This is a genomic window from Galactobacter valiniphilus (assembly GCF_003575975.1).
GTDB lineage: Bacteria > Actinomycetota > Actinomycetes > Actinomycetales > Micrococcaceae > Galactobacter > Galactobacter valiniphilus.
The window spans coordinates 40,656-53,069 of sequence record NZ_QQXK01000016.1 but is presented as its reverse complement, the minus strand read 5'-3'; the positions used below and the strand labels follow the sequence as shown (position 1 = coordinate 53,069).

At 72.6% G+C, this 12,414-nt stretch carries 12 protein-coding genes; 10 read left to right on the top strand and 2 right to left on the bottom strand.

What is annotated here, in order from left to right:
* The first annotated feature begins 16 nt into the window (after positions 1-16).
* The 9 genes from DWB68_RS09195 (at position 17) to DWB68_RS09155 (ending at position 8,518) form a co-directional block, all read left to right on the top strand.
* Positions 17-1,237 (top strand): beta-ketoacyl-[acyl-carrier-protein] synthase family protein, encoded by a 1,221-nt coding sequence (locus tag DWB68_RS09195; protein ID WP_119424845.1) that lies wholly within the window; start codon positions 17-19, stop codon positions 1,235-1,237.
* Positions 1,238-1,288: 51 nt separating this feature from the next.
* The gene (locus DWB68_RS09190) at positions 1,289-2,362 is read left to right on the top strand and encodes a pseudouridine synthase (RefSeq protein ID WP_119424844.1); all 1,074 of its coding nucleotides are present in this window, start codon (positions 1,289-1,291) and stop codon (positions 2,360-2,362) included.
* Positions 2,359-2,985, top strand: coding sequence for a DedA family protein (locus tag DWB68_RS09185; protein ID WP_119424843.1), 627 nt, complete (start codon positions 2,359-2,361; stop codon positions 2,983-2,985). Before DWB68_RS09190 ends, DWB68_RS09185 begins: the two co-directional genes overlap by 4 nt.
* Positions 2,954-4,225 carry a hypothetical protein gene (locus tag DWB68_RS09180; protein WP_119424842.1) on the top strand — a complete coding sequence of 424 codons (1,272 nt, stop codon included), beginning with the start codon at positions 2,954-2,956 and terminating at the stop codon, positions 4,223-4,225. The genes DWB68_RS09185 and DWB68_RS09180 overlap by 32 nt, the downstream gene beginning before the upstream one ends.
* A 37-nt stretch (positions 4,226-4,262) precedes the next feature.
* Complete coding sequence (locus tag DWB68_RS09175) at positions 4,263-5,000, top strand: glutamine amidotransferase (protein ID WP_119424841.1); 738 nt, start codon at positions 4,263-4,265, stop codon at positions 4,998-5,000.
* A gap of 80 nt (positions 5,001-5,080) precedes the next feature.
* On the top strand, positions 5,081-6,208 hold the full coding sequence (locus DWB68_RS09170; RefSeq protein WP_233548702.1) for an oxidoreductase: 1,128 nt from the start codon (positions 5,081-5,083) through the stop codon (positions 6,206-6,208).
* A gap of 70 nt (positions 6,209-6,278) precedes the next feature.
* Positions 6,279-6,818, top strand: coding sequence for an NUDIX hydrolase family protein (locus DWB68_RS09165; RefSeq protein WP_119424839.1), 540 nt, complete (start codon positions 6,279-6,281; stop codon positions 6,816-6,818).
* 4 nt (positions 6,819-6,822) lie between these two features.
* Entirely contained in the window at positions 6,823-7,722 is a 900-nt protein-coding gene (locus DWB68_RS09160) for a DUF6707 family protein (protein WP_119424838.1), read from the top strand.
* A gap of 88 nt (positions 7,723-7,810) precedes the next feature.
* Positions 7,811-8,518, top strand: coding sequence for a DUF6882 domain-containing protein (locus DWB68_RS09155; RefSeq protein WP_119424837.1), 708 nt, complete (start codon positions 7,811-7,813; stop codon positions 8,516-8,518).
* A 28-nt stretch (positions 8,519-8,546) separates the two neighbouring features.
* Here DWB68_RS09155 and DWB68_RS09150 read toward each other — a convergent pair whose 3' ends face one another.
* Both DWB68_RS09150 and DWB68_RS09145 read right to left on the bottom strand, forming a co-directional pair.
* On the bottom strand, positions 8,547-9,656 hold the full coding sequence (locus tag DWB68_RS09150) for an FUSC family protein (protein ID WP_119424836.1): 1,110 nt from the start codon (positions 9,654-9,656) through the stop codon (positions 8,547-8,549).
* Between the two features lie 96 nt (positions 9,657-9,752).
* The gene (locus tag DWB68_RS09145; RefSeq protein WP_158588270.1) at positions 9,753-10,577 is read right to left on the bottom strand and encodes a DUF4240 domain-containing protein; all 825 of its coding nucleotides are present in this window, start codon (positions 10,575-10,577) and stop codon (positions 9,753-9,755) included.
* Positions 10,578-11,080: 503 nt separating this feature from the next.
* On the opposite strand from DWB68_RS09145, the gene tgt reads away from it, so the two are divergent.
* Positions 11,081-12,361 carry a tRNA guanosine(34) transglycosylase Tgt gene (tgt, locus tag DWB68_RS09140; RefSeq protein WP_199700422.1) on the top strand — a complete coding sequence of 427 codons (1,281 nt, stop codon included), beginning with the start codon at positions 11,081-11,083 and terminating at the stop codon, positions 12,359-12,361.
* The last annotated feature ends 53 nt before the right edge of the window (positions 12,362-12,414 follow it).

The window sequence follows — 12,414 nt, the reverse complement described above, 5'->3', positions numbered from 1 at the left end:
AGAAAGAGGTTGAGATATGGACGTCGTCATCACGGGCTACGGGGCGATCACGCCGCTGGGCGGCGGTGTCGCCGCGCTCTGGGACGGGCTGATCGCCGGGCGCTCCGGTGTGCGCGCCCTGGACCTAGACCCGGGGCGCTTCCCCTCCGGCCGTGCCGCCGTGGGCCGCGCGGAGGTGGACGCCGAGACCGCTCTCGGCCGGGCCAACGCCCGCCGGCTCGATCCCACCCAACGCTGGGCCCTGCTGGCGGGCCGGGAGGCCTGGGCCGACGCCGGCTCCCCGGAGGTCGACGGCACACGCCTGGCGATCAGCCTCGGCACCGGTGTGGGCGGCCTGAACACGACCCTCGAGCAGGAGCATCGCCTGCGCGAGGGCGGGGCACGCCGGGTCTCTCTGCGCACCGTCCCCATGCTCATGGCCAACGCCGCCTCGTCACAGCTGAGCATCGAGCTCGGGGCTCGCGGCGGCGCCTACACGCCCGTCTCGGCCTGCGCGGCCGGGGCCGAGGGCATCGCCCACGGCGCCCGGCTCATCGCGGCCGGCGAGGCCGACGTGGTGCTCGCCGGCGGCGCCGAGGCCGCCCTCTCCGAGCTCACGCTGGCCGCCTTCGCGCAGTCGCAGGCCCTCGCGACCCTCCACCCGGGCGAGGACCCGACCACCCTTTCTCGCCCGTTCGCCGCGGACCGGCGCGGCTTCGTGCTCGGGGAGGGCGCCGGAATCGTCGTGCTCGAGAGCGAGGCCTTCGCCGCCGCGCGCGGCGCCCGCGTGCGCGCCCGCCTGGCCGGATGGGGCATCACCTCCGACGCCTTCCACATCACGGCACCGGATCCCGAGGGAACGGGCCAGCGCTCCGCCATCGACGCCGCGCTGAGCCGGGCCGGGCTGACCCCCGGTGACGTCGACCTCGTCAACGCCCACGCGACCTCCACCGAGGTGGGCGACGCCGCCGAGGCCACCGCCTTGCGCGCGGCGGGGCTGGGGCACGCCACCGTCACCGCGAACAAGGGCGCCACGGGCCACCTGGTCGGCGCCGCTGGCGCGGTCGAGGCGATCGCGACCGTCCGCTCGCTGGAGACCGGCCTCATCCCGCCCACGCTGAACCTGGCGCCCGACGATGCCGCGTGCGGGCTTGACGTCGTCAGGGGCGCCAGCCGCGCCGCGACGATCGGCGCTGCGCTGAGCACGTCCTTCGCGTTCGGCGGGCAAAACGTGGCCCTCGTCCTCGCTCGCGCCTGAAACGCACCAGGGCGACAGCGTCACCACAGCGGCACGTGACAAACTGGGTCCATGGCCCTGCGTTCTCCCCTTCCCGTTCGAGACGGGGTCAACGCCACGCGCCTCCACCTGCCGTTGTCCGGTCCGTGGGACACCATTCAGGACTACGTGCTCGCCCGCTTCGGCCACGTGGACGAGGCGGGCCTGCGCCGGCGCTTCGCCACGGGCGAGGTCCAGGGCATCGGCGGCGTGGTCATCGACGCACAGACCCCGCTCGGCGCCCACGAGTTCCTCTGGTACTACCGCAACGCCCCGGCGGAGACGCCCGTCCCCTTCCACGAGACGCTCCTGCACCTGGATGCCGATCTGCTCGTCGTGGACAAGCCGCACTTCCTGCCCACCACGCCGGGCGGTCGCTACGTCCAGGAATCGGCGCTCGTGCGCCTGCGCAACCGGCTCGGCCTGCCCCACCTGACGCCCATGCACCGCCTCGACCGCGCCACGGCCGGCGTCGTCATGTTTTCGGTGCGCCCCGAGACCCGCGGTGCCTATCAGACGCTCTTCGAGCGCCGCGGCATCTCCAAGGTCTACGAGGCCGTCTCCGCGCAGCCCGAGGGCTGGGACCCCGAGCGCCCGCGCCTGCGCGGCGTCCCCACGCCGCTGACCTACCGCGACCACATCGACAAGGTGAAGGGCACCCTGCGCGTCATCGTGGACGAGGCCGCCGAGCCCAATGCAGAGACCATCGTGGAGCTCCTCGGCAGCGGTCTCTCCGGGGGCCACCGCGCCGGGCTGCCCGTGATCCACACGCGCCTGCGCCCCCGCACCGGCCGCACCCACCAGCTGCGCGTGCATCTCGCGGCGCTCGGCATCGGCATCCTCAACGACCCCTTCTACCCCGTCCTCCTCGACGAGGCACCGGACGACCACGAGCTCCCTCTGCAGCTGCTCGCGCGCACCATCTCGTTCGTGGATCCACTCAGCGGGCTCCCGCGCGCCTTCAGCTCGCGCCTCACGCTCGGCGAGACGCCGGTGCCCGACGCCGCCGTCCCCGGCCACGCGGCGTCGGGCACCCCGGGTGCCGGCCGCCAGGGCGGGGGCGCCTCCGGCGCCCGGCTCCCCGACCTCGGCGCGGTGAGCCAGTGAACCTCGCCGATCCGTCCACGCTTGGCTGGTGGTACTACCCGCTCTCGTTTGTCCTCAACGTCCTCGATTCCTTCGTGGCGCCGCTGCCGCAGGAACTCTTTGTGCTGGCGATCGGCCCGCTCTCGGGGCGCGGCCTCGTCTCCTTCTGGGCCGCCGTGGCGGTGGCCTGGATCGCGAACGTGCTGGGCGACGTCTGGCTCGCCTGGGTCGTGGAGCGCTACCGCCACGTCCTTGACCGCTGGCGCTTTGGCCGCTGGCTGCTCGCCAAGGCCGAGGCCGGCGAACGGGCGCTCGGCGAGCGCGGGACCTTCGCCGTGCTGGCGGGCCTGCGCTTCATCTCCGGCGGGCGCACGGCGTCCTACGTCGCCGCAGGCCTCGCCGCCGTGCCGCGAAGGACCCAGTGGGCGGCCACCGCGGTGGGCTCCCTCGCGTGGGTGTTTTTCATGGTCCTCATCGGCCAACTCACGCAATCCGCCACGGGACTCCCGGCGTGGGCTTCCGCGCTCGTGGGCATGGGCGTCGGTACGCTGATCGGAGCCATACCCGCGCTGATCGGGTGGGCGAGAAGGCGTTCACAACGGGGGAGACGCGATGATCCGACCAGCTCGACGGGAACCGGCTGAGCAAGCCGCTGAGGCACCCGACGTCGCCACGCCGGAAACCCTCCGCTTCCCTCCCCGCGAGCGCCCCACGACCATCCGCCGCCCGGCCCGCGACGCCCCGTTCGACCTCGAAAACGAGGACGAGCTGGAGCACCGCGCCGAGGAGGACCGCGCCGCGAGCCGTCAAGAGGCGGAGCGCGAGCGCGAGGCCGAGGAACGCGAGGCGGCCATCCGCCAGGCCCGAGCCTCCCTCGCGGGTCAGGCAGCGCCGCCCGAGCTCGCCTCCGTGGTCTGGGAGGCCCACGAGGCCATCATCGCCGCCCGCGAGGCCGAGGCCGATCCCGACGCCGAGCGCATCGAGTACGTGCCGATCGCCCGCGAGTCCCACGGCATCACCTCCCTGCGCCCCATCGAGCGCGTCCCCGCCTCGCTCTACGTGGCGCCTTACAACCTTCCCGAGCGCTCCCCCAACCCGGCGCAGACCCCGCTAGACCTGGTCCGGCGCGTGCTCGTCTCCGCCGTCGCGGTGACCCTCGCCGTGGCCGGCTTCGTGCTGCTGCGCGAGGGACTCACCCCCGCGCTCGCCTCGGGCACCTCGCCGCTGGCCCCGTGGCCAGTGGCCGCCTTCGCCTGGCCCGTGCTCGGCCTCGCCGCCGTGGCATGCGCCACCCACGCCTGGGCCCCCGATCAGCGCAGCGCCCGCCGCCAGCGGGCCCTGGGCCTTCCCTGGCTGCTGGGCGGGCTCGGCGGGATCGCGTGGGCGTTCTCCGCGGCGTTTGGCCCCACCTGGCTGGCCCTGCCCTCCTCGCTGCTCGTGCTCGCCGGCGGGTGGGAGGGCGTGCGCCGGCTCAACCTGCTGACGGCCCGCACGCGGCGCGAGCGCTGGCTCACCGACGTCCCCACCGAGGCGTTGCTGGGCTGGGGCGCGTTCAGCGTGGCCTGGTCGCTCTCCGCCACGGCCGCCGCGACCGGCTGGATCGTGGAACCCGTGACGCTCTGGTCCTCCCTCACCCTGCTGGCCTGCATGATCCCCGTGTGCGTGGCCGGCATGTCCGAGCGCGGCCGCCTGGTCCCCGCACTGGCCTTCGGCTGGGGCGCCGTGTGGCTCATGGTCGCGCGCCTCCTCGGGGGCTGGCACGACCCGATCCTCATGGTGATCGCCGGCATCGGAGGGATCATCGCGCTCTTGACCGCCTTGGCCCGCCGCCAGGAGATCGGCCACAATGAGCGCCTGGCGCTGCAGGGCCTGCCCACGGCCTGAGCCGCGCCCCTGACCTCAGCTGTTTTTCGAAGGACCCATGAAGCCGTATCTGCTGATTTCCACCCGTGACGACGACGAGCTCGCCGCCGACGAGCTGCGCGGCGTCGTGGAGCTCGCCGGGCTCACGCCCGCCGACGTGACCCAGTGGCGCCTCGAGGCGGATCCCTTCCCCGAGGTGCTCGACGACGCGTGGTTGCGTCGGTACTCCGGCATCATCCTGGGCGGGAGCCCCTTCACCTCCACGGACGAGGACCGCTCGGAGGTGCAGGTGCGCGTCGAGGAGGACCTCGAGCGGCTGCTCGCCGTGATCCTGGAGCGCGACAGCGCCTTCCTCGGCCTCTGCTACGGCGTGGGCATCCTGGGCCGCGCGGCCGGAGGACTCGTGGATCGCAGCTACCCCGAGCCGGTGGGGCTGACCCACGTGCGCGTCACGGAGGACGGCGCGGTGGACCCCCTGCTGGCCGGGCTGCCGCGGACGTTTGACGCGTTTGTTGGGCACAAGGAGTCCACCACGCAGCTCCCGGCGGACGCCGTGCTCTTGGCCGTCTCCGGGCCGACGCCGGTGCAGATGTACCGCCTGGGGCACAACGTCTATGCCACGCAGTTCCACCCCGAGCTGGACGGCCCGGGGCTGGCCAAGCGCATCGCCGCGTACAAGCACCACGGATACTTCGAGCCGCACGAGGCCGAGGAGCTCACGCGCGTGGCCCTGGGCTCCGATGTGTCCCACGCCCGCAAGGTGCTGCGCAACTTTGTCACGCGCTTCGCGTCCTAGGCACCGCCGGCGTCACGTCACGGCGCGTCATGCGGCGCGCCCCGGGAATGCCCGGCGCCGCCGCTCGGTTGGTCCTCATTGTGACTTCGCCGCTGCTCTTCAGCCCCGTGACCCTGCCCGCCCCCGAAGGCCCCGGCCTCGAACTGCTCAACCGCGCCATCGTCCCGCCCATGTGCCAGTACGCCGTGGACGCGGAGGATGGCGTGCCCACCGACTGGCACCTCGTCCACACGGGTGCCATGGCGGCCGGCGGCTTCGGCCTCGTGACGGTGGAGGCCACGGGTGTGGAGGCCCGCGGGCGCATCTCCCCGCGCGATCTGGGCCTGTGGGACGACGCCCAGGTGCCGGCCCACGCGCGCCTCACGGCCTTCGCCCACACGCAGGGTGCGGCCATCGCGGTGCAGCTGGGCCACGCCGGCGGCAAGGCCTCCACCTACCCCTGGCTCCCCGGTGCCTCCGAGGGCACCGTCCCCGCGGCCGAGGGCGGCTGGCCCACGGTCTCCGCCACGGCACAGCCCACGCTCCCCGAGCTCGACGCCCCGGCCGCGCTGGACGCCGCCGGCCTGGACGAGGTCGTCGAGGCCTTTGCCTCCGCCGCCCGCCGCGCGGACGCCGCCGGCTACGACGCCGTGCAGATCCACGCCGCCCACGGTTACCTCCTGCACCAGTTCCTCTCCCCCATCACCAACACCCGCACCGACGGGTACGGCGGCGACGAGGCGGGGCGCACGCGCCTGCTGCTGCGCGTCGTGGACGCCGTCCGCGCCGCGTGGTCGGCCCACAAGCCCCTCGGCATCCGCCTCTCCGCGACCGACTGGACCGAGGGTGAGGACGGCACGGTGTGGGACGCCCGCGCCACCGCGCGCCTCGCGCGCACCCTCGTGGACGAGCACGGCGTCGGCTGGATCGACGTCTCCTCCGGCGGCCTGGCCGGCGGGCGCATCCCCGTGGGCCCCGGCTACCAGGTGCCGCTCGCGCAAGCGGTCACCGAGGCCCTGGCCTGCACCCAGGCCGTGGTCAGCGCCGTCGGGCTCATCGAGGAGGCCGCCCAGGCCGAGACGATCCTGGCCACGGGCCAGGCCCACGCCGTCAGCATCGGCCGCGCCGCCCTGCGCGATCCGCACTGGGCGGCCTCCGCAGCGTCGACCCTGGGTGTCCAGGCGAAGGCCATCCACGCCGCTCCCCAGTACTGGCGCGCCCGCTTCTGAGACCCACCCGTCACCCGGCGTTTCGGCGCGCATGCCCCCGCTCGCCGCCCGCGTGCGGTATCAATGAAGCATGAGCGTGCGCACCCCGGACCCGAATCCCGGCTGGCTGTCCGATGAGGACCTCTACGAGGCCCGGCACCGCCTTCCCATGCTGTACGTGGAGGCGATCCCCGTGCGCGTGGACCCGCTCGGCTACGTGAGCGAGATCGGCCTGCTCTACACCACGGACGAGAACGGGCACTTCCAGCGCACCTTCGTCTCCGGCCGCGTCATGTACCGCGAGACCGTTCGCGCCGCCCTCATGCGCCACCTGGAGAAGGACCTCGGCCCCATGGCCATGCCCTCCCTCCCGGCCTCGCCCGTGCCCTTCACGGTCGCCGAGTACTTCCCGTCCCCGTCCGAGACGGGACTGACGGACGACCGCCAGCACGCCGTGGCCCTGGCCTACGTGGTGCCCGTGCGCGGCGAGTGCTCGCCGCGCCAGGACGCCCTCGAGCTGACCTGGATGACGCCGGACGAGGCGCTCTCCGAGTCGGTCCAGGCCGAGTTCGCGGGCGGCCGCGGCAACATCGTGCGTGCGGCCCTGGCCCACGTCGGCTGGGGGCGCTGAGCGCGTGAGCGTGCGTTTCGACGGCGAGGCTCCGCGCCACCGCCGCTCGGTCCCGGCCCGGGACATCGCCCCGGGCGACCGCTTCATGCGCCGCAGCGGGCTGCCCAGCCCGCCGGTCAAGAGCGCCCGCGTGGTCCGGGACAGCTTCGGCACCGACGCCTACGTGAGCGTGCGCCTGGCGGACGGCACGGAGGTCATCGTCGCGATCGCCTCCTCCATCCGCGTCTACACCGAGCGCACGCCCGGCCGCGGGCTCGAGGACCTCATCGCCGTGCAGGCCGAGGCCGGTTCGGCCGAGGAGGCGCTCATCGCGGCGTCCACGGCTCGCCCCGACGACGAGGCGCTCATGGACGTGGCGCTCAAGCTCGGCCCGGGCATCAACCCGCGCGCCGGCGCACACCTCGCCGACCTCGCGTGGGCCGCCGACCGCCTCGCCGTTGAACACGGCGACCCGGCCGCCGCCACGCCGCTGCTCGCGTTCCTGACCTCGCTCGACTTCGACGGAAATGAGGGCCGCTGGCGGCCCATCCGCCACGCCCTCGCGCTGGCCGCGTGGCTGGCCAGGCGTCAAGGGCACGACGACGCCGCCGTCGCCCTGGGCGCCCGCCTCGCCGCGGGCGAGGAGGCTGCCATCGCCGAGCTGCGCGGTCCCGCGCAGGCGATCCGCCGCCGCGAGATCACCGACCCGGTGATGCCCGATCGCGAGATCCAGCGCGCCAGGGACACCGGCGCGCGCGCCGATGAGCGCGAGCTGCGCCTCCTGCGCCTCGACCTCCTGCTCACGCAGCTCGCCCACGGGCGCAGCGGCGTGGGCCCGGCCGAGCTGGGCCGCGCCGTGGCCGCCGAGTTCGTGGCGCTGGGCCCCGGCGGCGAGGCGAACACTCTCGGCGACGACGTGCGCTAGCCTTCTGGGCACGCGCGGTGGGAGGTCCCGCTGGGCGTGCCGCGTGGCCCCACCGGCCCCGCGGACAGCTCGTTGCTTGGGGGAAGCGATGAATCAGTACGAACTGCTCGGTCAGATGATCGACGACGCGGTGCTCATGGTCTTCGACGTCCAGGACGCGGCCAGGACGGTCTTCGCCGACATGGACTGGATCACCGACCTCGGGGCGAGCGGCGGTTCCACCTTTTCCTACTCCTCGCCCGATGGGCGTTACGCCTCGTTCAGGCCTCACTACCTGGGCGTCTACACCGAAAAGTCCGGCGAGTGGACGTGGTCCTGGGACTCGGCCAACATCAACGCCGACGCGCTCGAACTCGCGACGGCACTGACGGAGTTCGGGCGGCGCGAAGGCATCGACGTCCTGAGCGGCAACGCGAACTCGAAGAACCCCAGCTTCCCGATGCGCCTGGCCATGGTCGCCGCCGCGTACAGCGGGGTCTTCCACGCCCGTGCGGGGTCCGCGAGCAAGGGCACTGCCTGGTTCCTCCTGAGCGATCCGCGCGGTTTCCAGCTGCCGGCACCCACACCCGTTTCGGTCGCCAATGCGCTCGCGAACGCGGCGCGCGGAAAGTACATCACCTCCACGGCGCGGGCGCTCACGGCCTATGCCGCGCGGCGCGAGGGCCTCGAGTGGGTGGACGAGGGCACCACTGGAACCTTCACGACGCCCACGGGGCGGGTCGTCGTCACCTTCGATGCGCTCGGCCGGGCCGGGACCCTCGACCTGCCGGACGGACTCGGGGACGGCAAGGGCTGAGGACGGCGGCGCTCCTCCGGCACAGGCGCTACGGCGCCTCGAGGATGTGCACGCGGTGCTCCTGCGGGCGTGAGGCCGCGTTCATGAGCACCACCACGATCACACCGATGACGACACCGATGAGCGTCTCCACGGCGCGGTCGTAGAGGATGCCCGTGGTGAGCGGCTTGCCGAGCGAGGTGCCCACGAGGGCCAGCGGCGTCACGAAGAGCTGGGCCCAGAAGTAGTTGCGGGTCACAAAGACCTCGGCGAGGAACTGCATGAGGCCGATGATCAGCACCGCCACCCAGGGCTGGGGCTGCAGCAGCACGATGAGCGCCATGAGGATCAGGCCGGCGCCCGTGCCCAGGACGCGGTGCACGGCACGAACCAGGCGGTGTCGCGTGCTCTTACCGGCCAGTGGCACCACGGCGGCGACCATGGCCCAGTAGGTGTGCCCCATGCCGAGCGGGCCGGAGACGAGCGCGGCCACGGCTCCGGCCGCTCCGGCCGCAAGCATGTAGGCGAGGCCCTCCTGCCAGATGGCTCGGCTCATGCGGCGCGAGAGCGGCGGCGCCGGCGTGACCTGCCAGGGCGTGCGGTGCAGCGGCGCGAGGCGGCCAAGCTGCCCCAGGACCAGGGAGAGGAAGATCGTGGCTGTCGCGGCAAACATGCCTTCGCCGAGCGGCGGCTGCGCCGGCATGGAGGAGATGGCTGCAAAGGCGAAGATGTGGAACATCGAGCCCGCCGGCCGCAGCCGCAGCAGGCCGGCCAGCACCGAGGCGACCCCGGCCACGAGCGTCGTCGCGCCCACGAGTAACCAGACGCCGGCCGGGTCGTTCGCCCCGCGCACGAGGAAGCTGCCCGAGAACCAGGCCAGCAGCACCACGAGCCACATGAGCCCGCCGGCCTTGAGCTGCATGAGCAGGCGATCGAGGTGGCCCGGGACGCGCGAGTAGATCCCGACAAACGCGCCGAAGACCACGTACGGGGCGAGGTCCAGTCTGCCCAGCGCGATGAGCAGGAGCAGCGGAAGCAGCACGCCGAGGCCGGCGCGCAGGCCCACCCAGTGGTCGCCGTTGGACGGAGCCAGGGTGAAGAGGTTCTTGAGGCGGAAGCGGTCGCCGGGGGCCGGGCTCAGGGCGGGGGTAGAAGTCATGTTGCTTCCAGGCTAGTCAGGGCGCGGCGGGGCTGTCAGCGACTCCGCGCACCGGGCGGGGTGAGAGCCGCCACCGCGGATCGGTCGGCGGTCTCCTCAGCCCTCGGGAGACTCGCCCAGGACCTCGCCCGGCAGCTCACTCGCCAGATCCTCGGGAAGCTCGCCTTCCAGCCCCTCGGGTATCTCGTCCGGCAGGTACCACGGCTTCCCCTCCCCCGCCGCAGCGTTCTTGGGGAAGAGCTCGCGCACGGGGACGTCCTCCGGGAGCGGTTCCCCCGTCGGCTTGTCGAGGGAGGCATACACATTGAGGTCGTCCCGCTCCTGGAGCGCCGCGCCGCCCGGCTTCCTGAATGCGGCCGCGGGGGCGTAATCCAGCAGCTCGCCCTCGCTGACCTCCTCGCCGTCGCCCGTGACGCCGAAGCCGCCCAAGCCGTCCGGGTCTTTGAGGAACTGCCCGTATTTCTGGCTGCCGTGCAGCATGACCCAGCCGCGGACGTCGAAGAATACGTCATCGCTGACGAAGCCGAAGAAGGCCGAGGCCGCGCCCCAGTGCCGCCAGGTGTAGAGCTGGCGGTGAGCGTCGACATAGCCGAGCAGGTACTGCTCCAGCTCCGCCGTGCTCATCGTCGCGAGCCGCACCTCGAGCGCCTTCACCCGCGCAGCGAGGGGAAGCGCCTGCACGGAGTCCAAGACGCGCCAGAAGGCCGCCTGTCGGGCCGGCACGGGCGCCGCGGTGTCGGTGGCCGGCGTGATGGGCGCCGCCGGGTCGGTCGCCGAGGACGCACCAGGCTGCCCGGCCGCCGCACCGGACGGTTCGCCCCCGGTGCAGGGCTGGCCCGCCGGGGTACACGCGGCGAGCGCCAGCGACAGACACAGCGCGGTGCCGAGCGCTCCCGCCGTCGTTGCCCGGATGCTCCGCATGCCGATTCCCCTCACCGCAGCTGCCGCCGATTGTCCCGGATTGCGGCCAACGGTACGGGAGAACACCCGTCCCCGGGGCCCGCCGCGCGCCACCCCAAGGCAAACGTCGTGTGTTATCCGTAAAAACACGTAGCAGAAGGTGCCCCTTTTCCCGCCGGGGCAACGTATGTTTTGTCCGCCGCATCGTTCTCCCAAGCTTTGCGGTCTCATGGGGGCCGGTGTCTCCGATCCGCGGGCCCCCACCCGCCCGGAGACACCAGCCGTTCCCCCATGAAGGGACCGCCGACCTGTCAGGGACGGTGCACGCGCCAACGGCCTCGAGCCGTCCGAAGGGGACATCGGACAGCTCGAGGCCGTTGGCCCGTCCGGCCGTCCGGCTTTCCCGGCCGCCCCGGCGGCCGGCCCCGCCAGCCACCCCACCGGCCCGCGCGCCGGTTTGACGCGTTTGGCACACTGGTGAGGTGCCCAGTGAAGCCAAGAAACGCCGTCGTGCCCAAGAACCCATCCCTCCCAAGCCCTACGTGAAGCCGGAGCTCCCGGCCTCCCACGAGGCCCAGGGGGCCTTCTCCTTCGAGGTCGGAACGCGCCTGGAGGGTCACCACGGCCGCACGGGTGTGATCCACACGCCGCACGGCGACATCAAGACCCCCGCGTTCATCGTGGTGGGCACCAAGGCCACGGTGAAGGCCGTGACGCCCGAGCAGGTCGCCGCCACGGGCGCGCAGGCCATGCTCTCCAACGCCTATCACCTGTACCTGCAGCCGGGGCACGAGCTGCTGGACAGGGCGGGCGGGCTCAGCACGTTCACCAACTGGCAGGGCCCCACCTACACGGATTCGGGCGGCTTCCAGGTCATGAGCCTCGGCTCGGGCTTCAAGAAGGTCATCGACATGAACTCGGTGGACACCTCCGGCCCGGACGACGCAGTGGCGCCCGGCAAGGAGCGCCTGGCCAACGTGGACGACGACGGCGTCTGGTTCAAGTCGCACCTGAACGGCGACAAGCACCGCTTCACGCCCGAGGTCTCGATGCAGGTCCAGCACGGCATCGGCGCCGACGTGATGTTCGCCTTCGACGAGCTCACCACGCTGCACAACTCGCGCGGCTACCAGGAAGAGGCGCTCGAGCGCACGCGCCGCTGGGCCGAGCGCTGCATCCTCGAGCACTTCCGCCTCACCGACGAGCGCGAGGGCAAGGACTACCAGGCCCTCTTCGGCGTCATCCAGGGCGCGCAGTACGAGGACCTGCGCCGCCAGGCCTGCCGCGATCTGGCCTCCATGCCCTTCGACGGCTTCGGCCTCGGTGGCGCGCTGGAGAAGGAAAACCTCGGCACGATCGTCGGCTGGTGCGCCGAGGAGCTGCCCGAGGACAAGCCGCGCCACCTGCTGGGCATCTCCGAGCCGGACGACGTCTTCTGGGCCATCGAGAACGGCGCCGACACCTTCGACTGCGTCTCCCCCACGCGTGTGGCGCGCAATTCGGCGTTCTACACGGACCACGGGCGCTTCAACCTCGCCGGGCGGCGCTACAAGGAGGACTTCACGCCGCTCATGGAGGGCTGCGAGTGCTACACCTGCACGCACTACACGCGCGCCTATGTGCACCACCTCTACAAGGCGGACGAGCTCCTGAGCCACACGCTCATCTCGATCCACAACATCGCGTTCACGGTGCGTTTGGTGGACCGAGCGCGCGAGGCGATCGAGAACGGCACCTTCTTTGAGCTCAAGGAGAAGGTGCTCGGCGACTACTACGCCAAGCAGGGTGACCCGCAGGGGCGCTGAGGCCTCGGCTCCACCCCTCCCCCCACGCGAAAAGCGGTTTGCTGTACGCGCAA

Coding starts and splice junctions, on each gene's coding strand:
- DWB68_RS09195 (WP_119424845.1), top strand. CDS start 17: ATGGACGTCGTCATCACGGGCTACGGGGCGATCACGCCGCTGGGCGGC.
- DWB68_RS09190 (WP_119424844.1), top strand. CDS start 1,289: ATGGCCCTGCGTTCTCCCCTTCCCGTTCGAGACGGGGTCAACGCCACG.
- DWB68_RS09180 (WP_119424842.1), top strand. CDS start 2,954: ATGATCCGACCAGCTCGACGGGAACCGGCTGAGCAAGCCGCTGAGGCA.
- DWB68_RS09175 (WP_119424841.1), top strand. CDS start 4,263: ATGAAGCCGTATCTGCTGATTTCCACCCGTGACGACGACGAGCTCGCC.
- DWB68_RS09165 (WP_119424839.1), top strand. CDS start 6,279: ATGAGCGTGCGCACCCCGGACCCGAATCCCGGCTGGCTGTCCGATGAG.
- DWB68_RS09155 (WP_119424837.1), top strand. CDS start 7,811: ATGAATCAGTACGAACTGCTCGGTCAGATGATCGACGACGCGGTGCTC.
- DWB68_RS09150 (WP_119424836.1), bottom strand. CDS start 9,656: ATGACTTCTACCCCCGCCCTGAGCCCGGCCCCCGGCGACCGCTTCCGC.
- DWB68_RS09145 (WP_158588270.1), bottom strand. CDS start 10,577: ATGCGGAGCATCCGGGCAACGACGGCGGGAGCGCTCGGCACCGCGCTG.